Source organism: Streptomyces sp. CLV115, from assembly GCF_038448545.1.
Taxonomy (GTDB): Bacteria; Actinomycetota; Actinomycetes; order Streptomycetales; family Streptomycetaceae; genus Streptomyces; species Streptomyces sanglieri.
Window position 1 is genome coordinate 1 of the sequence record NZ_JBCEWQ010000060.1, and the last position, 19308, is coordinate 19308.

At 72.2% G+C, this 19308-nt stretch carries 19 protein-coding genes and 3 pseudogenes; 11 read left to right on the forward strand and 11 right to left on the reverse strand.

Annotation, left to right across the window (positions count from 1 at the left end):
• Positions 1-172: 172 nt before the first annotated feature.
• Positions 173-389, reverse strand: a pseudogene (locus tag AADR41_RS21155) (ATP-binding protein); the annotation flags it as partial.
• 165 nt (positions 390-554) lie between these two features.
• Here AADR41_RS21155 and AADR41_RS21160 point away from each other — a divergent pair.
• Entirely contained in the window at positions 555-1433 is an 879-nt protein-coding gene (locus AADR41_RS21160) for a helix-turn-helix domain-containing protein (RefSeq protein WP_342282995.1), read from the forward strand.
• Positions 1430-1639, forward strand: coding sequence for a DUF397 domain-containing protein (locus tag AADR41_RS21165; RefSeq protein WP_342282957.1), 210 nt, complete (start codon positions 1430-1432; stop codon positions 1637-1639). The genes AADR41_RS21160 and AADR41_RS21165 overlap by 4 nt, the downstream gene beginning before the upstream one ends.
• A gap of 78 nt (positions 1640-1717) precedes the next feature.
• Here the strand turns inward: AADR41_RS21165 and AADR41_RS21170 are convergent, their stop codons facing one another.
• Positions 1718-3070: a hypothetical protein gene (locus AADR41_RS21170; RefSeq protein WP_342282958.1), complete on the reverse strand. Its 1353-nt coding sequence runs from the start codon at positions 3068-3070 to the stop codon at positions 1718-1720.
• A 238-nt stretch (positions 3071-3308) separates the two neighbouring features.
• Here AADR41_RS21170 and AADR41_RS21175 point away from each other — a divergent pair, with 238 nt between their 5' ends.
• The 4 genes and pseudogenes from AADR41_RS21175 to AADR41_RS21190 form a co-directional block, all read left to right on the forward strand.
• Positions 3309-5540, forward strand: coding sequence for an acetate--CoA ligase family protein (locus AADR41_RS21175; RefSeq protein ID WP_342282959.1), 2232 nt, complete (start codon positions 3309-3311; stop codon positions 5538-5540).
• A gap of 175 nt (positions 5541-5715) precedes the next feature.
• Positions 5716-6564: an enoyl-CoA hydratase/isomerase family protein gene (locus tag AADR41_RS21180; protein ID WP_342282960.1), complete on the forward strand. Its 849-nt coding sequence runs from the start codon at positions 5716-5718 to the stop codon at positions 6562-6564.
• Between the two features lie 262 nt (positions 6565-6826).
• On the forward strand, positions 6827-7126 hold the full coding sequence (locus AADR41_RS21185; protein WP_342282961.1) for a DUF6342 family protein: 300 nt from the start codon (positions 6827-6829) through the stop codon (positions 7124-7126).
• 59 nt (positions 7127-7185) lie between these two features.
• Positions 7186-7735 (forward strand): annotated as a pseudogene (locus tag AADR41_RS21190) (IS630 family transposase); the annotation flags it as partial.
• Positions 7736-7820: 85 nt separating this feature from the next.
• On the opposite strand, the gene AADR41_RS21195 reads toward AADR41_RS21190, so the two are convergent.
• A complete protein-coding gene (locus AADR41_RS21195; protein ID WP_446751083.1) occupies positions 7821-8003 on the reverse strand; it encodes a hypothetical protein in 183 nt (60 codons plus the stop codon).
• A 79-nt stretch (positions 8004-8082) separates the two neighbouring features.
• On the reverse strand, positions 8083-8904 hold the full coding sequence (locus AADR41_RS21200) for an SDR family NAD(P)-dependent oxidoreductase (RefSeq protein ID WP_342282962.1): 822 nt from the start codon (positions 8902-8904) through the stop codon (positions 8083-8085).
• A 178-nt stretch (positions 8905-9082) separates the two neighbouring features.
• Between AADR41_RS21200 and AADR41_RS21205 the strand changes: the two genes are divergently transcribed.
• Entirely contained in the window at positions 9083-10522 is a 1440-nt protein-coding gene (locus AADR41_RS21205) for a sensor histidine kinase (protein WP_446751084.1), read from the forward strand.
• Positions 10523-10583: 61 nt separating this feature from the next.
• Complete coding sequence (locus AADR41_RS21210) at positions 10584-11270, forward strand: response regulator transcription factor (protein ID WP_342282963.1); 687 nt, start codon at positions 10584-10586, stop codon at positions 11268-11270.
• Here the strand turns inward: AADR41_RS21210 and AADR41_RS21215 are convergent.
• The 3 genes and pseudogenes from AADR41_RS21215 to AADR41_RS21225 all read right to left on the reverse strand — a co-directional run.
• Positions 11250-11963 (reverse strand): annotated as a pseudogene (locus tag AADR41_RS21215) (phosphatase PAP2 family protein); the annotation flags it as partial. The gene AADR41_RS21210 and the pseudogene AADR41_RS21215 overlap by 21 nt on opposite strands.
• Positions 11964-12055: 92 nt before the next feature.
• On the reverse strand, positions 12056-12715 hold the full coding sequence (locus AADR41_RS21220; RefSeq protein ID WP_342282964.1) for a DUF1700 domain-containing protein: 660 nt from the start codon (positions 12713-12715) through the stop codon (positions 12056-12058).
• Positions 12712-13101: a PadR family transcriptional regulator gene (locus tag AADR41_RS21225; protein ID WP_342282966.1), complete on the reverse strand. Its 390-nt coding sequence runs from the start codon at positions 13099-13101 to the stop codon at positions 12712-12714. Before AADR41_RS21225 ends, AADR41_RS21220 begins: the two co-directional genes overlap by 4 nt.
• Before the next feature lie 109 nt (positions 13102-13210).
• On the opposite strand from AADR41_RS21225, the gene AADR41_RS21230 reads away from it, so the two are divergent.
• Positions 13211-13825: a flavin reductase family protein gene (locus AADR41_RS21230; RefSeq protein WP_342282997.1), complete on the forward strand. Its 615-nt coding sequence runs from the start codon at positions 13211-13213 to the stop codon at positions 13823-13825.
• Positions 13826-13838: 13 nt separating this feature from the next.
• On the opposite strand, the gene AADR41_RS21235 is transcribed toward AADR41_RS21230, so the two are convergent.
• On the reverse strand, positions 13839-14741 hold the full coding sequence (locus AADR41_RS21235) for a LysR family transcriptional regulator (RefSeq protein ID WP_342282998.1): 903 nt from the start codon (positions 14739-14741) through the stop codon (positions 13839-13841).
• 114 nt (positions 14742-14855) lie between these two features.
• Between AADR41_RS21235 and AADR41_RS21240 the strand changes: the two genes are divergently transcribed.
• The gene (locus tag AADR41_RS21240) at positions 14856-15599 is read left to right on the forward strand and encodes a DUF6585 family protein (protein ID WP_342282967.1); all 744 of its coding nucleotides are present in this window, start codon (positions 14856-14858) and stop codon (positions 15597-15599) included.
• A gap of 49 nt (positions 15600-15648) precedes the next feature.
• Here AADR41_RS21240 and AADR41_RS21245 read toward each other — a convergent pair whose 3' ends face one another.
• On the reverse strand, positions 15649-17043 hold the full coding sequence (locus tag AADR41_RS21245) for an MFS transporter (RefSeq protein WP_342282968.1): 1395 nt from the start codon (positions 17041-17043) through the stop codon (positions 15649-15651).
• A 173-nt stretch (positions 17044-17216) separates the two neighbouring features.
• Between AADR41_RS21245 and AADR41_RS21250 the strand changes: the two genes are divergently transcribed.
• Entirely contained in the window at positions 17217-17549 is a 333-nt protein-coding gene (locus AADR41_RS21250; RefSeq protein ID WP_342282969.1) for a hypothetical protein, read from the forward strand.
• Here the strand turns inward: AADR41_RS21250 and AADR41_RS21255 are convergent.
• Both AADR41_RS21255 and AADR41_RS21260 read right to left on the reverse strand, forming a co-directional pair.
• Positions 17506-17997 (reverse strand): ribosomal maturation YjgA family protein, encoded by a 492-nt coding sequence (locus AADR41_RS21255; RefSeq protein WP_342282970.1) that lies wholly within the window; start codon positions 17995-17997, stop codon positions 17506-17508. The two genes, AADR41_RS21250 and AADR41_RS21255, sit on opposite strands and share 44 nt — an antisense overlap.
• Positions 17994-19295, reverse strand: a complete 1302-nt coding sequence (locus AADR41_RS21260; RefSeq protein ID WP_446751085.1) for an MFS transporter — start codon at positions 19293-19295, stop codon at positions 17994-17996. The genes AADR41_RS21255 and AADR41_RS21260 overlap by 4 nt, the downstream gene beginning before the upstream one ends.
• Between the last annotated feature and the right edge of the window lie 13 nt (positions 19296-19308).

The window sequence follows — 19308 nt, forward strand, 5'->3', positions numbered from 1 at the left end:
GGGTGGGGTTGGGTTGGGAAGGGTTTTTCTCCCCGGTTCTTAGATCTTTTGACGTCGTGCCCGACCACGTCGCGGTCCCCCGCGTCGTCGTTCACCGGATCGCGGTCCACCGGGTCGCGGCTGTCACGATCCGGTGCGGCCGCTCACCGTACGAGGTCGAGCTCGGCCCAGACCGGAAGTCCCGCCCGGCCACTCGTCCGTGGCCCATGGCGTTCGCGGCCGGTTCGGCGACGATGTGCGCGGCCGATTCGCAGGCGATCCCCCCAGTCGCCCAGATGCGCCGTGGTCAGCAGCCGGGCAAGGCGGGCGCCCCGGCGCGTGGGCGAGAGCAGCACGGTGAACGCGCGTGTGGGGGCGGCCCGTTGAGGTTGAGCGATTTCTCGATTCACGTCACTCAGCGTGGCCGGGCCCGCATACCGTGAACAGTGACAAAGCCCTTGCGTACGGTAACTGTCCGGGGCTTGTCCAGCGCTGTCCTGGCTGTCCGGGGTGACGGGCCGGCGACAGAAGGGGTTGAGGAAGAGAACGGCGCGCACAGCGGAAATGGGGCACGGATGAGCGTGGATGGGGCCGGTACGGAACGCACTGACGGCGGAGCGGACGAGTCCGGCTGGGACGTGGACCCCGACGACGAGTCGGGCCTGGCCGTGCTCGCCGCAGTGGGACGCCAGCTCAAGGCATGGCGGGAGTCGGCGGGCCTGCGAGCCTGCGAGTTCGGCACGGCGATCGGGTACGGGGAGGACCTGGTCTACAAGGTGGAGAGCGGCCGTCGCATCCCCCGGCCGGAGCTCCTGGACAGAGCGGACAGGGTACTGGGGGCCGGCGGGAAGCTCTCCGCGATGAAGCAGGACGTGGCGGAGGTCCGGTACCCGAAGAAGATCCGGGACCTGGCGAAGATGGAGGCCCGCGCAGTCGAGATCTTGGTGTATGCCAACCACGGCGTCCATGGCTTGTTGCAGACGGAGGGTCATGCGCGGGTGCTTCTGGAGACGCGGCAACCCTTCTACCCTCAGGATGAGGTCGAGCGCGGGGTCGCAGGGCGCATGGCCCGACGTTCGATCTTCGAGCGGTCACCGGCACCCGCTCTCAGCTTCGTCCTGGAAGAAGCTGCGCTCAGGCGGCCTATCGGGGGCAGAATGGAGTGGCGTCGCCAGCTCGAACGGCTTTCGGAGGTAGGCCAGTTGCGGAACGTCTCACTGCAGATGATGCCTCTCGCCTGCGAGACTCACCCCGGAATGGGCGGCGAGATCGAAGTGCTGAAGTTCGGGGACGGTACGGCCGTGGGGCGGTCGAGCGGCGCCTTCAACGGCCGCCCGGTGTCCGACCCGAAGCAGCTCAGAGTTCTCGAATTGCGCTATGGCATGATCCGGGCTCAGGCCCTGACGCCAGAGGCGACGCTGGCCTTCATCGAGCAAGTGCTGGGAGAGACATGATCCGCAAGCCCTCCGCCCGGGACACTTCCGAGCTGAAGTGGTTCAAGAGCAGCTACAGCGACAGCAGCAGCGGAAACGACTGCGTCGAGGTCGCGGCCACCCCGGGCACGGTCCACGTCCGCGACTCGAAGAACGCGCCCGGCCCCCGAATCGCCGTCACACCCACGGCATGGGCGGACTTCGTGAACTACACGTCCGTGAGCTGACGGGCATCGGCGGCTGACCCGCGCGGGGCGCGGCCGGGAGGACCGGTCGCGTCCCGCGCTCGTGTTGGGGGACGTGGGTCAGGCCACGGGCGTCGGATTCACCACGAGCTGGGCCGTGTTGTTGGCCGGCTGTGGGTCGAACGGGAAGGTGGCGGGGCTGGAGCCACCGGTGGTGAGCATGACGCGGCCGGTCGCGTCGGGGACGACCCGGTCGATGCGCAGCTGGAAGGGGAGCGAGCGCGTCGTGTCCTCCACGGCCCAGTACGGCATTTCGCAGCTGTAGCGCGGGGCGCCGGTCCGCTGCGGGTAGTGGCCGCCGCTCAGGGTGCGCGGTTCGCAGTCGGCGGGGGCGGAGGTGACGGTGACGCCCTCGGGGACGGTGAAGTCGACGGCCGCGACCGGGTCGCCGGAGCCGAGGTTGCCGATCCAGGCCGGGCCGTTGTTGCGGAAGCCGAGTTCGGCGGTGACGGTCTCGCCGGCGCCGCCGGTGACCCGGGCGCCCTGGGCCGCGAAGTCCGCCGTGTTCACCGCGCCGAAGGCGGCGATCGTGTAGTTGTCCTCGTCCGAGAGGTCGGCGGCTCCGTTGCCGGGTTCGACGCTGATGTCGAGGCGCTCAACGTACGCGCGCGCGGCGAGGGCGACCCGCAGCGGCGTCGGCAGGGTGAAGGAGTCGCCCGGCTCGACGACCTGGTCGAAGGAGCAGGTGGCCTGGGACATCGGGGCGTAGCCGTCGCCGAGCGTCTTGTAGGTGCACTCGGGGTACTTGGTGAGGAAGTCCAGCCCGTACGAAGCGGTGAAGGTGGCGGTGAGGCCCTCGGACCGCTCGCTGCCCTTGTTGGTCACCGCGAACGGGACGGTCCGGACGGCGCCCGGCTGGAGGTTCTTGACCGGGGCGATCTCGCCGAGGGACAGGTCGGGGCCCGAACCGACCGAGACCGTGGTGTCGAACGAGTCGTGCGGGGCCTCCAGCGTGCCGTCGGGGCCGCCGGTGGCCACGGCAGCGTAGGTGATCCGCCCCTGGGCCCCGGTCGCGGCGCCGTCGGCGGCGCGGACCGTGAGGTGGACCTGCGGGCTGTAGGCGTCACCGATGACGGGCACCTCGGGGACGGTGCAGACGGCCGTGGTCCCGGTCGGGGCGCAGTTGTCGGGCCAGGTCACATCGGCCACCCCGGCGATGCCGGAGATGTCGACCGAGAGCCGGCCGTCGGTGACGGCGAAGTTGTCGTTGTCGTGGTAGAGCCCGATGTCCAGCGGGCTGCCCTCCGACGTGCTGCCAGGGATCAGCTTCTGCTCGCTCGGTGCCTGTATCCAGAGCTGATCGGTCTGCTCCCCGGCGAACGCGGGGACCGCGAGGCCGGCGGTCAGCAGTCCGGCGGCTGCGGCGGCACGGACACCGAGACGCACGGTGTGCCGGGCGGAGACGGGTCTCATGTTTCTCCCAGGGGTGGGCCACGAATGGCGGGCGACGGCCGGTGTGTCCGGCCCGACCGTTGGACGTTCAAGATCACTCGGAGGTTGTACGGCTCCGGCCGCCGCCCCGCGCTCTCAGGCTTTGCCTGCACACCCATTCCTGACGCGCCGTCAGTTCAGTAACCTGACAAGGCGTCAGCTTTTGGGAGCTGGCCGGGCACGATCACCCGACGGACCCCGAGCAGGAGTGGGCGGAACGATGCTTGGATCGACTCATGGCACCCTCACCACCGACTTCCGCGCCAGGGTGGTGGCCTGCGGCGAGGAGCCGCACGCCGCCGTCCACAGCATGACGGTCGCCGCCGCCACGGAAGGCGTGCTGGACGTCAGCGGCCGGCCGTTGTACGCGGCCGTACCGGATCTGGACCGGTTCTTCCGGCCCGGGTCCGTGGCCGTCATCGGCGCGTCCGACACCGAGGGACGGCCCAACACCGGCATCACCCGGCAGCTGATCCGCTGGGCCGAGCGGGTCGGGGCGCGGCTGTATCCCGTGCACCCCACCAGAAAGTCCGTGTTCGGGCTGGCCTGTTCTCCTTCCGTCGCACAGCTGCCGGAGCAGGTCGATCTGGCCGTACTGCTGGTCGGCGACCCGCTCCCGGTGATCGAGGAACTCGCGCAGGCCAAGGTGCGGTTCGCCGTCGCCTTCGCCTCCGGGTTCGCCGAGACCGGCGAGGAGGGGGCCGCCGCCCAGGCACGGCTGGCCGCCGCGGTGGAACGGTCCGGGCTGCGGCTGCTCGGGCCGAACACCAACCTCAACGCCTTCGAGGAGTTCCGGGACGATCTGGACGGGCCGGCCATCGCGCTGATCACCCAGTCCGGTCACCAGGGCCGCCCCGTCTACACCCTTCAGGAACTGGGCGTGCGGCTCTCGCACTGGGCGCCCACGGGCAACGAGGCGGATCTGGAGACCGCCGACTTCATCTCGTACTTCTCGCAGCGCCCCGAGGTCGGTGCCATCGCCTGCTACGTGGAGGGGCTCAAGGACGGGCGCTCCTTCCTGCTGGCCGCGGACCGGGCGGCGCGGGCCGGCGTTCCGGTGGTGGCGGTCAAGGTGGGACGTACCGAGACGGGGGCCAGGATGGCCGCGTCGCACACCGGCAAGCTGACCGGCGCCGACCAGGTGGTGGACGCGGCGATGCGGCAGTTCGGTGTGATCCGGGTGGACGGGCTCGACGAGCTGCAGGACACCGCGGCGCTGCTCGCGCGGGCCCGGAAGCCGCAGGCCGAGGGGGTCGTGGTGTATTCGATCTCGGGCGGCACGGGCGCGCACTTCTCGGACCTGGCGACCGGCGCGGGGCTGAGCCTGCCCACGCTGTCCGAGGCGAAGCAGCGTGAACTGCACGAGTGGATCCCGGACTATCTGAACGTGGCGAACCCGGTCGACAACGGTGGTCACCCGGTCGGCGACTGGCGCGGCCGGAAGATCATCGACGCGATCCTCGCCGACCCCGACGTCGGGGTGCTGATCTGTCCGATCACCGGCCCCTTCCCGCCGATGAGCGACCGGCTCGCGCAGGACCTGGTGGACGCGGCGGAGAGCACGGACAAGCTGGTGTGCGTGGTGTGGGGCTCGCCCGTCGGTACGGAGGAGGCGTACCGCACGACGCTGCTCGGCTCGTCCCGCGTCGCCACCTTCCGTACCTTCGGCAACTGCATCACCGCCGTGAAGGCCTACCTCGACCACCACCGGTTCGCCGCTTCCTACCGTTCCCCCTTCGACGAGGCGCCGCGCACGCCCTCGCCCTCGTTCCGCAAGGCGCAGGCGCTGATGCGCCCGGGTCAGCAGCTGAGCGAGCACGCGGCGAAGCAGCTGCTGCGGGCTTACGGGATCCGGGTGCCGCGCGAGCAGTTGGTGACCAGCGCCGCGGCGTCCGTCCGGGCGGCGGCCCTGGTCGGCTACCCGGTCGTCATGAAGGCGTCGGGCGCCCGGCTCGCCCACAAGACCGAACTGGGCCTGGTCAAGGTCGGGCTCACCTCCGCGAGCCAGGTGCGGGACACGTATCGCGAACTGACCGACATCGCGCGGTTCGAGGGCGTCGAGCTGGACGGGATCCTGGTCTGTCAGATGGTCGAGCGGGGCGTCGAGATGATGGTCGGCGTCACTCAGGACGCGCTCTTCGGGCCGACGGTGACGGTCGGGCTCGGGGGCGTACTCGTCGAGGTGCTGCACGACGCGGCGGTGCGGGTGCCGCCGTTCGGCGAGGACCAGGCGCGCTCGATGCTGGGCGAACTGCGCGGCCGGGCCCTGCTGGAGGGCGTGCGCGGCGGTCCGCCGGTGGATGTGGACGCACTGGTCGAGGTCGTGCTGCGGGTGCAGCGGATGGCGCTGGAACTGGGCGACGACCTCGCCGAGCTGGACATCAACCCGCTGATGGTGCTCGGGCGGGGGCAGGGCGCGGTGGCGCTGGACGCACTCGCCGTCTGCCGCTGACCGCCGATCCCCCGACCGCCCGAGCCGTCGCCCGAACCACCGCCCGAGCCGTCGTCCGAGCCACCGCTCGCACCACCGCCCGAACCACCGCCCGAACCACCGCCCGCACCACTGCCCGAGCCGCCCGCCACCACGACCGCTGCCGCCACCACCGCGCCCACCCAGGAGCTGCCCCATGCCGTCCTCCCCCGAAGACATCACCGAGTCCACCGAACCGGCCGAGCCCGCCGACCCGCTCCATTCATTGGTACTCCACGCCACTGACAACGGCGTCTGCTGGATCACGCTCAACCGCCCCGAGGCGATGAACGCCGTCACCTGGGAACAGCGCGAACGCGTCATCGGCCTGCTCGCCGAGGCCTCCGCCGACCCGAAGGTCCGGGCCGTCGTGCTCACCGCCACCGGCCGCGGTTTCTGCGCGGGCGCCGACCTGCGCGGCGCCCCGGCGACCGGCGAGCGGGTGCCCGGCGACGTGGCCCGTACGATCCGGCTCGGCGCACAGCGTCTGATCGCCGCGGTCCTGGACTGCGAGAAGCCCGTCGTCGCGGCGGTCAACGGCACGGCGGCCGGCATCGGCACCCATCTCGCGTTCGCCTGCGATCTGGTGCTGGCCGCCGAGTCGGCGAAGTTCATCGAGGTGTTCGTACGCCGCGGCCTCGTGCCGGACGGCGGCGGCGCGTATCTGCTGCCCCGGCTGATCGGCCCGCAGCGCGCCAAGGAGCTGATGTTCTTCGGCGACTCGCTCCCGGCGGCGGAGGCGGAACGTCTGGGGCTGGTCAACCGGGTCGTCCCGGACGGGGAGCTGGCGGCGACGGCACGGTCGTGGGCCCAGCGGCTGGCCGAGGGGCCGACCCGCGCGATCGCCCTCACTAAGCAGCTCGTCAACGCGTCGATGGACGCGGACCGGGCAACGGCCTTCGCCGCCGAGGCCATGGCCCAGGAGATCAACATGACCACGCAGGACGCCAACGAGGGCGTGACGAGCTTCGTCGAACGGCGGGCACCGAAGTACCGGGGGGTCTAGGTCGTGTCTTTCGGATCAGGCCGGGCTGACCTGAAGAACACGGCCTAGCCCCCATGCCGGGGGCTTGTCACGGCATTTTTCGGACGTTTCGACAGCTCCGGAACCTTGATGACAATTCGCGACGAAGAAGGATGAAAATCAGTCATACCCACAAGATGTGGTGCCGTCATGTGAACGAACTGTGTAGGTTCTGGGCCCGGTTCGGGATGTCTTGTGACGCCCGGCCTCAGAGTTCTTCCACTGGAACCGGAGGGGAAATCGCATGGCTGACATCGACCTCGGCGTGGCGTCCGACTGGGACGAGGGGGACACCCACGGCCGCGTCAAGCTGCGGCAGAACCAGGTCTACCCGACCTCACCGAAGAAGGACGTGCTCATCAGCTCCCCGGTGAGCATCGAGCTGTCCGTGAACACGAACCACTCCTCCTCCCAGGAGGCGGACAAGGTCTACTTCACGACCCACCACGGCTCCACGAAGAAGATCATCGCGATGCTCGACTCCGACGGCAACCTGCACATCGCCGGCCGCCTGATCCCCGAGCAGAAGGACCTCCGCTACTAGGGGACGGACTGAGGGGTACGGCCGCCACGGACCGCCGTACCCCGGACGGGGCAGGCCTGTCGCAGATCCAGGCCCTGGACCGGTCCCAGCCGGTCCTGCCGATGATGCCCGGCGTTCCCGAACGCCGCAGCCACGGCTACGTCCGCGCCGGCACCACCACTCTCTTCGCGGCCCTGGAGGTCGCCACCGGCAAGGTCATCGGTTCCCTGCACCCCCGCCACCGGGCCATCGAGTTCAAGAAGTTCCTGGCCAAGCTCGACAAGGAGGTCCCCGCCGGGCTCCAGGTGCATCTGATCCTCGACAACTACGCGACCCACAAGACACCCGAGATCAAGTAGTGGCTGTTGGCGCACCCACGGTTCCACCTGCACTTCACGCCCACGAGTGCGTCGTGGCTGAACCTGGTGGAGCGGTGGTTCGCCGAGCTCACACAGAAGAAGCTCAAGCGAGGCGTCCACCGCTCCGTCCAGGCCCACGAAACGCGACATCCGGGCCTGGCTCGCCGACTGGAACGACCAACCCAGGCCTTTCGTCTGGACGAAGACCGCCGACGAAATCCTCGAAAAGGTCGCCGCCTACTGCCATCGAATCCCTGACTCAGGTCACTAGGGCATGCACCGGGGAGGCTGGGGCGCGCCCCCGGGGCAACCTGGGGTCTGGCGCGCGTCCGGGGTGCAACCGGGACTTCGAGCGGTCACGCGGATGACAGGCCGCTGGTGTCCAGGTCGAACGGATCCGGCAGCCTCAGCACCGTACCGAACGGGTGCGGGCCGTCCACATGGGTGTAACCCAGGTGGCCGGGTTCGGAGAACAGGGTCACGCTGCCCTCGATCCGGTCGGAATCGATGGCCTGGCCGCAGTCGGGCACACCGGTCATTCGATGTCTCCTCCCGCCCGGCCGGTCCGACGACTCGGAGTAGCGGCCCGGAACCGGGTGCGGTCGCCGTCCGGCGCCCTCAGCCCGGCGCCATGCGGCTGAGGGACTCCCAGGCGCGGTACTGCTCCGCGCGGTCGCGGCCCATCTCCTGGACGATGTCGTACGACCGGGCGCCGAGGATCAGGCGGCGCGGCGGGTCGGGCAGGGCGACCAGTTCCATGATCGCGGGGGCCGCCTCGCCCGGGTCGGGGCCGAGGTCGTCGCCCCACATCTCCTCCAGCCGGGTGCGCAGTTCGGCGTAGGCGGGGTCGGGTGCGGTCGCCGTGGTGCCGGAGGTGAACAGGCCCGTGGCGTAGCCGCCCATCTGGATGATGGTGACCTTGATGCCGAACTGCTCGACCTCCATCGCCAGCGCCTCGCTGACCGAGTCGAGCGCCGCCTTGCCCGCCGCGTAGAAGCCGACGGTGGCCATGCCGCCGCCGCTGCCCATCGACGTGACCTGGAGCAGGCGCCCGGAGCCGCGCGCACGCAGGTGGGGAAGTACGGCCTGGGCGACCCAGACCGCGCCGAAGAAATTGACGTCGAGGTGGTCCCGGATCTGTTTCTCGGTGGCCTCCTCCACCATGCCGTACAGCAGACCGCCGGCGTTGTTGACCACGATGTCGAGGCCGTCGAAGGCCGCCGCCGCGCGTTCCACGGTCTCGAACACGGCCCGGCGGTCGGAGACGTCGAGGGGCAGCGCGAGGAGCCGGTCCGGGTACTGCTCCGTGAGACCGGCCAGCGGGCCGACGTCGCGGGCGGCCGCCACCACCCGGTCCCCGGCGGACAGCGCGGCCTCCGCGAAGGCGCGCCCCAGGCCACGGGAGGCGCCGGTGATGAACCAGGTTCTGGTGCTCGGCACGGGATGCCGCTCCTTCGTGAGTACGGTTACGAGGCGATACGAGACGAGACGAACCGTCTCGTCGTGGACTCTAGCCGCCCCGGCCCGCCCCGCGCCAGGCAATTGGCAACGGTGACTTTCGGCAGTGTCGGGGCGCGGTCCGGCTGCGTACGGTCGTCCGGGTGGAGAGGCGGAGCGAGTGAGGTCGAGCGGTGCGGTGCGGCGGGCGCTCGTCGCCCCGGGCAATCTGCTGGCGGTCGGGGCGGCGGTCTGTGTCGGGCTGAGCGCGGTCAGTATGTGGTGGGCGCTGCCCGCCGCGGTGGCGGCGTTCTTCGCGGGGCGGGAGCCCGGGAGGACCGGGCCCACGGTCCTGGCGCTGGCGGCGGTGCTGGCCGGTGGCGTGGTGGCGGTGGCCCTGGTGCCTTCCTGGCTGCTGATGGCGGGCCGGTTCGTCGCGGTGGTGGCGGTGGCCGCGATGCTGCCGTGGTTCGCGGGGCGCTTCTGGCGCCAGTACCAGGAACTCGTCCGGGCCGGCTGGGAGCGGGCGGCCCGGCTGGAGCGCGAACAGCGGCTCGTCGCCGAGCAGGCGCGGTCCCGTGAGCGGGCCAGGATCGCCCAGGACATGCACGACGTACTCGGGCACGACCTCAGCCTCATCGCCCTGTCGGCCGGTGCGCTCAAGCTGGCCCCCGGTCTCGACGAGACGCACCGGGCCGCGGCCGGGGAGATCCGGGCCCGGGCGGCCGCCTCGGTGGAGCGGCTCGGCGAGGTGATCGGCCTGCTGCGCGAGGAGGCGGGCGAGGATACGGGCGAGGATGCGTCGCAGCCGTCCGGCACCGATGTCGCCCGGCTGGTCGAGGAGGCCGCGGCCGCCGGGCTCCCGGTCGCCCTGCGGGTCGAGGGGGAGGCCGGCGCCGTCTCCCCGGCGGCCGCGCGGGCCGCCCACCGGGTGGTCCGGGAGGCCCTGACCAACGCGGCCAAGCACGCGCCGGGGGCGCGGGTGGACGTGCGGGTGACGCATGCGGCCGGGGAGACGGCGGTCCGGGTGGAGAACGGGCCCGCGCCCGCGCCGGCCCGCGCCGAGGGCGTTCCGGGCACCGGGCGTGGACTGATCGGGCTCGACGAACGGGTACGGCTGACCGGCGGCGAGTTCACGCACGGCCCGTACGGGGGCGGCTTCGCGGTCACCGCACGGATCCCGCACGCCGCACCCACCGCACTGGTCCACCGGGCGCCCGCCGCCCCCCGGCCCGTTCCCCCGGCGCTGCCCCAGGAACACCGGCACGCCCGCAGCCGGGTCCGCCGGGCGCTGGCCGTCGCGGTCGTACTGCCCCTGGTGGCCTGGGCGTTGCTGAGCGCGGCGCTGATGGCCTGGGACATCCGCTCGGCCCGGCTGTCCGTACTGGACCCGGGTGACTACGCCAGGCTGCGGGTGGGCCAGGATCGGGAGAGTGTCGGGCGGCTGCTGCCCGACCGCGAGACCACACAGCGGCCGGTGGCCGGGGAACCGAGGGGAGAGGGCATCACATGCGGGTACTACGCGATGACCGCGGACCGCTTCGACGACCGGTCCGGGGACGCCTACCGGCTCTGTTTCCGGGACGGCCGGCTGATGTCCAAGGAGGCGTTGACGCCATGAGGCCGGACGGTCTCCCGGGCGCTGCCGCGGGTGCCGCCCGCCCCGGGGAGGCGATCGGGCGGTGATCCGGGTACTGATCGCGGACGACGAGCCGATGATCCGCGCGGGGGTGCGCGCCGTGCTGTCCACCGATCCGGACATCGACGTCGTCGCAGAGGCCGCCGACGGGCGCGACGCGGTGGAGCTGGTGCGCCGCCACCGTCCGGCCGTCGCCGTGCTCGACATCCGGATGCCCGGGACGAACGGGATCGAGGCGGCGGCCGAGATCCGGCGCACCGTGCCGGGGACGGGGGTCGTGATGCTCACGACCTTCGGGGAGGACGACTACATCCTCCAGGCACTGGGAGGCGGCGCCGCCGGCTTCCTGATCAAGTCGGGCGAGCCCGAGGAACTGATCGCGGGGGTCCGCGCGGTGGCCGACGGGGCCGCCTATCTGTCACCGAAGGTCGCGGCCCGGGTCGTCGCCCATCTCTCGGCGACGGGCGCGGGCGCCCTGGCCGGTCGCCGCGCCGCCGCCCGGGAACGGGTCGGTGCGCTCACCGGCCGGGAACGCGACGTACTGGCCTTCCTCGGCAGCGGGCTGTCCAACGGTCAGATCGCCCGGCGGCTGCACCTGGTGGAAGGAACGGTCAAGGCGCATGTGAGCTCCATCCTGGCCCGGCTGGGCGTCGACAACCGGGCCGCCGCGGCCGTCGTCGCCCACGAGGCCGGAATCGTCGCGCCCGCGCAGCCGACGCCCGATCGCTGACGCCGCACGCCGGGCGAGCGGCAGGAACGCCAGCAGCACGGCCGCCGCCACCGAGGCCCCGAGGACCGCGCCGGCCAGCACGTCGTGCGGGTAGTGCGCCCCCACCGCGACCCGCAGCAGCGCCGCCGCCGCGCCCACCGGCAGGGTGACGGCGGCGAGGCGCGGGCGCAGCACGGCCAGGCCCACGGCGAGACCGGCGGCGAGGGTGGCGTGGTTGCTCGGGAAGGACCAGTCGCCGGGCGGCGGGCACTCGGCGGCCGTCTCCGCGATGCCGTGCAGGGCCCGGCAGGGCCGCTCCTCGTCCACCACCAGCTTCACGGCCTCGCTCACCGCGTACGCCAGCACCGTGCCGATGCCGGTGAGCACCGCGCCCGCGGCGAGGCCGGTGTCCCCGCGCCGTACGGCGCTCCACCAGACCCACACCAGCAGCAGGCCGAGGACGACCAGGGTGCCGTCGGTGGCCGTCTCCAGCAGCGGTCCCGCCCAGGAAGGCGCGTCGGCCACCGCCCCGGTCACCGTGCGGTACGCGGACGCCGACGCGCCGCCCGTCACCTCCACGGCGTCGGCCGCACCCAGCCCGCCCGGCGCGAGCCCCACGACGGCTGCCGCCCCCGCGCCCAGCACGACGCAGGCCGACAACGGCCGTGCGGCACGGGTACGGGTACGGGTACTGCTTCCGGTTTCTCGTCTCATGAACGTGAACCTAGGAGCGGCGGGAGCGGCGGACCCGGGCCGAACGGCAGGGCCCACCCCCGACGATCGTCGGGGGTGGGCCCTGCCGGGGACTACTGCCGCTGCCCGGCGTTCGCGCCGCTGCGCACCCGCCAGAGCCAACCCGCCCCGGCGACCGTCACGACGGCCACCGCCACGATCGCCGTCCAGTACTCGGCCTGCGACGGGTCGTTGGGGTAGCTGAAGAGGAACCAGGCCACGTTCATCGACGAGGGCGCCAGCGCGGTCAGGCCGAAGCCGGTCCACTTCTGGCTCTTCGTCCAGTACGGGGACCTGAACAGCACGACGGCTCCGGCCACCTTCAGCGCGAAGCCGAGCGGTACCCAGAGATAGCCGAGACCGAAGGCGAGCACCGGCAGCAGCACCACGAGCCACGCGGGCGAGCGGCGACCGGGCGCCTCCCCCGCGCCGGCGCCGGTGACAGCACCGGCACCGGGAAGGACCCCGGTGTTGAACCCGGACTCCTGGAGCGCGGTGGCGGCGATGGTGCGCGGGTCGCCCAGTTCGCGCAGGATGTCCCGGTCGCTGCCGCCGGGCCGCTCGGCGAGCGCGATCTCGATGTGCTCGGCGAGGTCGGCGACGAGTTCCTGGCGGCGTTCGGCGGGAAGCGCCGACGCCTCGCGCTCGACCGTCGCGAGGTAGTCCCGGACCAGTTCGCTCCCGGTGCTGTTCCCGGCGTTGTTTCCGACGCTCTGCGACTTCTTCGTGTTCATCGTCCGGTCTCTCCAGCTGCCTGCGGTTGCGCCTTCGGCGCGAGAAGGTGGTCGACGGCATCCCGGAAAACGGGCCACGTTCCCGTGAACTCCGCGAGCGCGGCGCGCCCGGCCTCGGTCAGCTCGTAGTAGCGCCTCGGTGGCCCCGAGGCGGACTCCTGCCAGGTGGTGTCGACGAGCCGGTCCCGCCGCAGCCGCGACAGCAGCGGGTACACCGTGCCCTGGCTGGTCGCCAGCGCGCCGGTCTCCTCCAGCTCCCGCAACAGCTCGACCCCGTACCGCGCCCCGTCGCGCATCAGGGCGAGCACGCAGTACTCCAGCACCCCCTTGCGGAGCTGGCTCTCGGCCTTGCTCGCAGTGCGGTTACTCGGATCACCTGGTTCCATGCAATGCAATGTACCTTGCAGAGCACAGGCATGTCCAAGCTGCCGGTCCCCGGCCCTTCACAACTGACGATGCGTCAGCTCTAATCGAGGGGTGATGGGACACGCAGGCATGGCCGCCATCGCCGTCCGGTACCTCAGGTCCGTCGGCGCCGCCACGACCGCCGGACCGGCGCCGGTCGATCCACTGCCGCGCCCGCATCTGCGAGCGGTCTCCGACAACGAGCGGGCGCCCGTGGAGCCGGGTGAATTCCGCCGCGTGCTGGGGCACTTCGCCAGCGGGGTCACCATCGTGACCGCGCACGACCCGGACGACGCGGCGGGCCCGGCCGGCTTCGCCTGCCAGTCGTTCGCCTCGCTCTCCCTCGATCCGCCGCTGGTCACGTTCATGGTGGCCCGTACGTCGACGACCTGGCCGCGCATCGCACGCGCCGGGGCCTTCTGCGTCAACATCCTCGGCGCGGACCAGGGCGCGCTGTGCCGGAGCTTCGCGGCGAGCGGTGCGGACAAGTTCGCGGGGGTGGCGTACGAGGCGGCCCCGGCGACCGGTTCGCCGCTGCTGGACTCCGTACCGGCCTGGATCGACTGCCGCATCCAGACCGTCCACACGGGGGGCGACCATCTGATCGTCGTCGGCCGGGTCGCGGCGATGGGGGCGGTGGACGGGGCCGATCCGCTGCTGTTCCACCGGGGGACGTTCGGACGGTTCGGGCCGCTCGACGGGTGAGCGCGTCGGCCGCTCAGCCGACGGTGCCGCCCGGGACCGCGTCGCACAGCAGGTCCCGGAGCTCCAGTGCCGCCGGGAGCGGCGCGGTGGCGGGCAGTGCGGCGTATACGGTCCGGTGCGGGGCGAGGTCGCCCAGCCGGCATACGGCGAGTTCGGCGGGGACCGCCCAGGCGGCCAGTGAGGGAACCAGCGCGACTCCCAGTCCGGCCGCCGCGTATCCGAACTTGCCGGTCCACTCGCCGATCCTGATGATCCGCCTCGGCCGGAAGCCGGCCCGGCCGCAGACCTCGGCGAGCATCATGGGCCGGTCGACGGAGACGTCCTGGAGCCAGGTCTCGTCGCGCAGTTCGCGCAGGTCGACCGTCCCGGCCCCGGCCAGGCGGTGCTCGCGGGGAAGGACGACGAACAGCTCGTCCTCCAGCAGGACCTCGGTCGTGACGCCGTCGGCCGGCGGCAGACCGGACGGGTAGTCGCTGACCACGGCCAGGTCGAGCGCCCCCTCCACCAGGCGCCGCATCGACTCGCCGGTCCGGCCCTCCACCACGACGATCTCGGCCTCCGGCCTGGACCGCGCGAACGCCCGCAGCGCGGCGGGCACCAGCGAGACATTGGCCGTGGCGAACGCGCCCACCCGCAGCCGGCCGCCCCGCCCGGCCCGGATCGCGGCCATCTCCTCCCGCGCACCCGCCAGGCGCGCGAGCACCTCCACCGCGTGCCGGTGCAGGGCGTGGCCGGCCGGATTCAGCCGCACGCCCCGGGCCAGCCGTTCGAAGAGCGGCCCGCCCGTCTCCTTCTCCAGCGAGGCGATCCGCCGGGACACCGCCGACTGCGTGTAGTCGAGCCGGACCGCGGCCTTCGTGAACGATCCGGTCTCGGCCACGGCCACCAGCAGACGCAGCGCGTCGATCTCGAACACATTCCCCCCATGCATGGCTCACATGCAATCTAGTCGCTGGTGGAATGCCTCGCCCGGTCTTAGCTTCGACACGAGGGACGCCAGGAAAACACTCAAGGACACGGGGACACGTCCATGGCAGCTGCACCGACCACCCTGCCGGCCGAAGCCGCCGAACTGGCCGCCGGCCATCAACTCGGATCCTTACAGGGCACTTTCACCCCCAAACGTCTGAACAGGGCGCTCTTCGCCCTCTACATCTTCACGACGATCAATCTCCTGGCGCTGTTCGTGATACCCGGCCTGGTCTTCCTCTGGTGGCTGCGCCGGACGCCGGACTTCAGCCGAAGACAGGCCGCCAAGCGCCTCCACCTGTTCGAGAACGGGCTGATCGTGCACCCGGAGTCCGGCGACGGCCGGGTCGTCGTCCGCTGGGACTCCGTACGGCTCTACCAGGACATCACCCGGAAGATCATCAACGGCATCCCGACGACCACCGAGTACGTCTACTCCGCGGTGGGACCGGGCCGCGACCACGCGACCATCACACACTTCTACGAGGGCCCCGAGACCTGGGGGCCCCATATGCAGCAGGCGGTCCTCCGGGCCCAGGGGCCGGCGGCCCTGGAATCGGTCCTGGCGGGCGAGACGGTGAACTTCGGGGATCTCTCGCTCTCCGGCACCGGCCTGACCGCCAGGGCGAAGGGCCTGCTCCCCTGGTCCGAGGTCCGGGAGATCCGGGTCGCGGCGGGCCGGATCCTCGTCGCGGGGCCCGGCGGATCCGGCGCCTGGTGCAGCACCGCGGTCAGCGACATCGCGAACCTGCACGTCTTCCTGGCCGTCGCCGAGCACCTCCGCGGCCACCGCCCGACGGCCTGACCAGGTCCACCGCCCGGCGGCCCGACCACGGTCCACCGCCCCCGCGCCCTCAGCCCAGTGCGGCGACGGCGTCCGCGGGTTCCCGGACCCGCCGGATCACCAGTGCCATCAGCGCCGCCATCGCGCACAGCGCCCCGGAGGCGTACCAGACCACGTCGTACGAACCGAACACGTCGCGCGCCACCCCGCCCAGGAACGCCACCAGCGCCGCCCCCACCTGATGGGACGCCAGAACCCAGCCGAAGACGATGGCGCTGTCCTCCCCGTACTGCTCGCGGCACAGGGCCAGGGTCGGCGGGACGGTGGCGACCCAGTCCAGTCCGTAGAACACGATGAAGAAGACCATCGGCGGCTCCACGGTGGGCTGCATCAGGAAGGGCAGGAAGAGCAGCGAGACGCCGCGCAGCGCGTAGTAGACGGCGAGGAGGCGGCGGGCGTCGAAGCGGTCGGTGAGCCAGCCGGAGAAGACCGTGCCGATGATGTCGAAGATCCCGATGACGGCGAGCAGCGAGGCGGCGGCCGTGATGGGCATGTGGTGGTCGTGCGCCGACGGCACGAAGTGCGTGCGGATCAGGCCGTTGGTGGATGCCCCGCAGATCGCGAACGACCCCGCCAGCAGCCAGAACGGTCCGGTGCGGGCCGCGTCGGCCAGGACCCGCACGGTCCGCCTCGCCGCCCCGCGCGCCGGCGCCGGCTTGTCCACGTACTCCCCGCCGTACGGGGCCAGCCCCGCATCGGCCGGGTGGTCGCGGAGCAGCAGCCAGACGAACGGGACGACGACCAGGGCGGCGAGCGCGACGGTCACCGACGCCGGGCGCCAGCCGTGCCGGTCGACGATCCAGGCGCACAGCGGCAGGAAGACGAGCTGGCCCGACGCGCCCGCCGCGGTGAGGACGCCGGTGACCAGACCGCGCCGGGCCACGAACCAGCGGTTGGTGACCGTCGCGGAGAAGGACATCGCCATCGCACCGGTGCCGAGACCGACGAGCAGGCCCCAGTAGACCATCAGCTGCCAGGCGGCCGTCATCCATACGCCGGCCAGCGCCCCGGCGGCCACGGCGCCGAGCGCCACGACGACGACCCGGCGGATGCCGAAGCGGTCCATCAGCGCGGCGGCGAAGGGTGCGGTGAGCCCGTACAGCGCCATGTCGATGGAGACGGCGAGGCCGATCTCCCCGCGCGACCAGCCGAACTCCGCGTTGAGCGGTTCGATGAGGAGGCCGGGGAGGGCGTTGAAAGCGGCGCCGCCGATGATCGTCACGAAGGTGACGGCCGCGACGATCCAGGCACGGTGAACGCGCCGGCGGGAGGGACGCCCGGAAACCGCGGGAGCCGCGGAAGCCGCGGGGACTGCTGGGACCACGGGGGGAGTCGCGGGGGCTGTCGGCCGGTCGTCGTCCCGGGCGGCGGCGCTTCCGGTTGTCTGGGTCACGTCACTCAGCATCGGGGCGGGGCGAACCTTCCCACGAGTGGCCGGAGGGACACCGTTCGCAGGGATCGGGCCACCGGGACCGTCGCTTTCCGGCCCGGACGGACGGACCCGGATGCGCGTACGATCTCCAGTCGGCCGAGGAGCCGGGCCCGCCGGCCTCGCCGCGTACCGATCCGGGGGACTCCATGCAGTGGGCAGCACGCCAGTACTTCCACCACCGTTCCGCGCTGATGCAGACCTGGGGCGCCGTGCTGCTGCTCGTGGCCTGTGCGCTGTGGGTCTGGCTGGGCTTCCTGCTGTCGGGGCAGCAGGACATGTACTGCTACCGGACCATGTCGGGGTCGTGCGAGGTGGAGTCCGGCCTGCCGAAGCAGTTGACCGTGCTGGGGATCTCCGCTCCCCTGTCCGTCGTCGGCGCGGGCCTGTTCGTCGCCGGGACGGTGCGCAGGCAGACCAGCGCCCATGTCTTCGAGGTCATCGAGATGCAGAAGTCCGAGGAGCGCAACCGGCAGAAGTAGTCGCGGAACCGGCCACCGCCGACACCGCCCAGGCGAAGCCCGCGCCCACCGCGTACCAGAACAGGTCGGGGGCGTTGAAGGTCGAGCCGAGCACCAGCCGGGCCACCGTGCTGTGGCGGGAGAGGTCCGCCGGCACCCCGGTCAGTTGCAGCAGTTCCACCGCCCAGCTGAACGCCAGCGCCGCCCCGGCCCTGACCACCGGGCGTGCGCCGGGCGCGATCACGGCGACCAGGGCGCAGACCAGCACGGTGTAGAGCGCGTCCCCGGCGTACTTGGCGAGGTCGCCGTCCGTGAACGCCCTGACCCCCAGCCCGGCGAGGACGGTCAGCACCGCGGCCCCGGCCGCGACCGCGCGTACCCGCGGGGCCGCGACCGCGCGCGCACGCGGACCCGCGGCGCCCCCCGCGGCCGTACGGGACGAGGCCACCGGTACGCCCTCCCCCGTCATCGGATCCGTTCCAGCCGGCTGATCGGCCGGGCCACCAGCAGCACCGCCACCGCCAGCAGGTTGATCACCGCTCCGGCCAGCAGCACCTCGGGCGCCCCCACCCGGTCCGCGACCGGTCCGGCCAGGGCCCGGCCCGCCGCCAGCATCAGCAACGAGCCCGCCACGTCGTACGCGTGCAGCCGGTTCAGCGCCTCCGGCGGCACATGGGTCTGGACCGTCGTCGACCACATCACCAGCCAGAACGCGAACGCCGCACCCGCCACAAACTGCCCGGTCCCGAGCGCGAGCACCGGCATCCCGAGCCCCAGCGCCACCAGGTTCACACAGACACCGGTCAGCGCCACGGCCCCCGCAGCGAGCGGGCGCCGGGGTCTCAGCCGCAGGGCGAGCAGTCCTCCGACGACGCTGCCCGCGCCGTTCACCGCCATCATCACGCCGTACGTCCCCGAGCCGTGCGCCTCGGTGACCTCGACCGCGGTGAGCGGCAGCATCGGGCCGAGCACCGTGAAGCCGTACACCGTCCAGATCGCGATCACCCCCCACAGCCAGCTCCGCGCCCGGAACTCCCGCCATCCGTCGACCAGTTCGGCGACGAAGCCGCCGCGCTGCGCCTCGTCCGAGGGGGCCGGGGCGAGCCGCAGCAGGAACAGGCAGACGCCGGAGACCAGGAACGTCGAGGCGTTCGCCGCGTAGACCGCCCCGGCGCTGGCCAGCCCGACGAGCAGGCCCGCGAAGGCCGGGCCCGCCATGGTCATCAGCGCCTCGGAGACCCGCAGCACCGCGTTGGCCCGCTGCACGTCCGAGGCCACCCGGGGCACGGTCGAGGCGACGCCCGGCTGGAAGAGCGCGGCGCCCACCCCGGCCACCGAGCTCAGCGTGTACACCGCCCACAGCGGGGGGTTGCCGGTGGCGAAGGAGAACGCCAGCACGGAGGCACCGACCAGCCGCAGCGCATCCGCGATGATCATCATCCGGCGGGGGGTGAACCGGTCCGCCAGCACCCCGCCGAAGAGGACGAAGACCGCCAGCGGCCCCATCCAGGCCGCGAGCGCGAACCCCACCGAGGAGTGCGGCCGGCCGGCCCCCAGCAGGCCCGCGGTGAGCGCCACCGGGATCATGCCGTCGCCGAAGAGCGCCGCGGTACGGGCGACGAAGAAGAGCCGGAAGTTACGGTTCCAGAGACCGTCCGGCCGGCCGCCGCCGATCAGCGGCGCGGAGGACGAACCGGGCGAAAGAGGCTGTACATCATCGCGTTCGGCGGCGGGAATGCGCGGGTGCTCCGCTGACTTTTCCTTCACAGGAGTGACATGT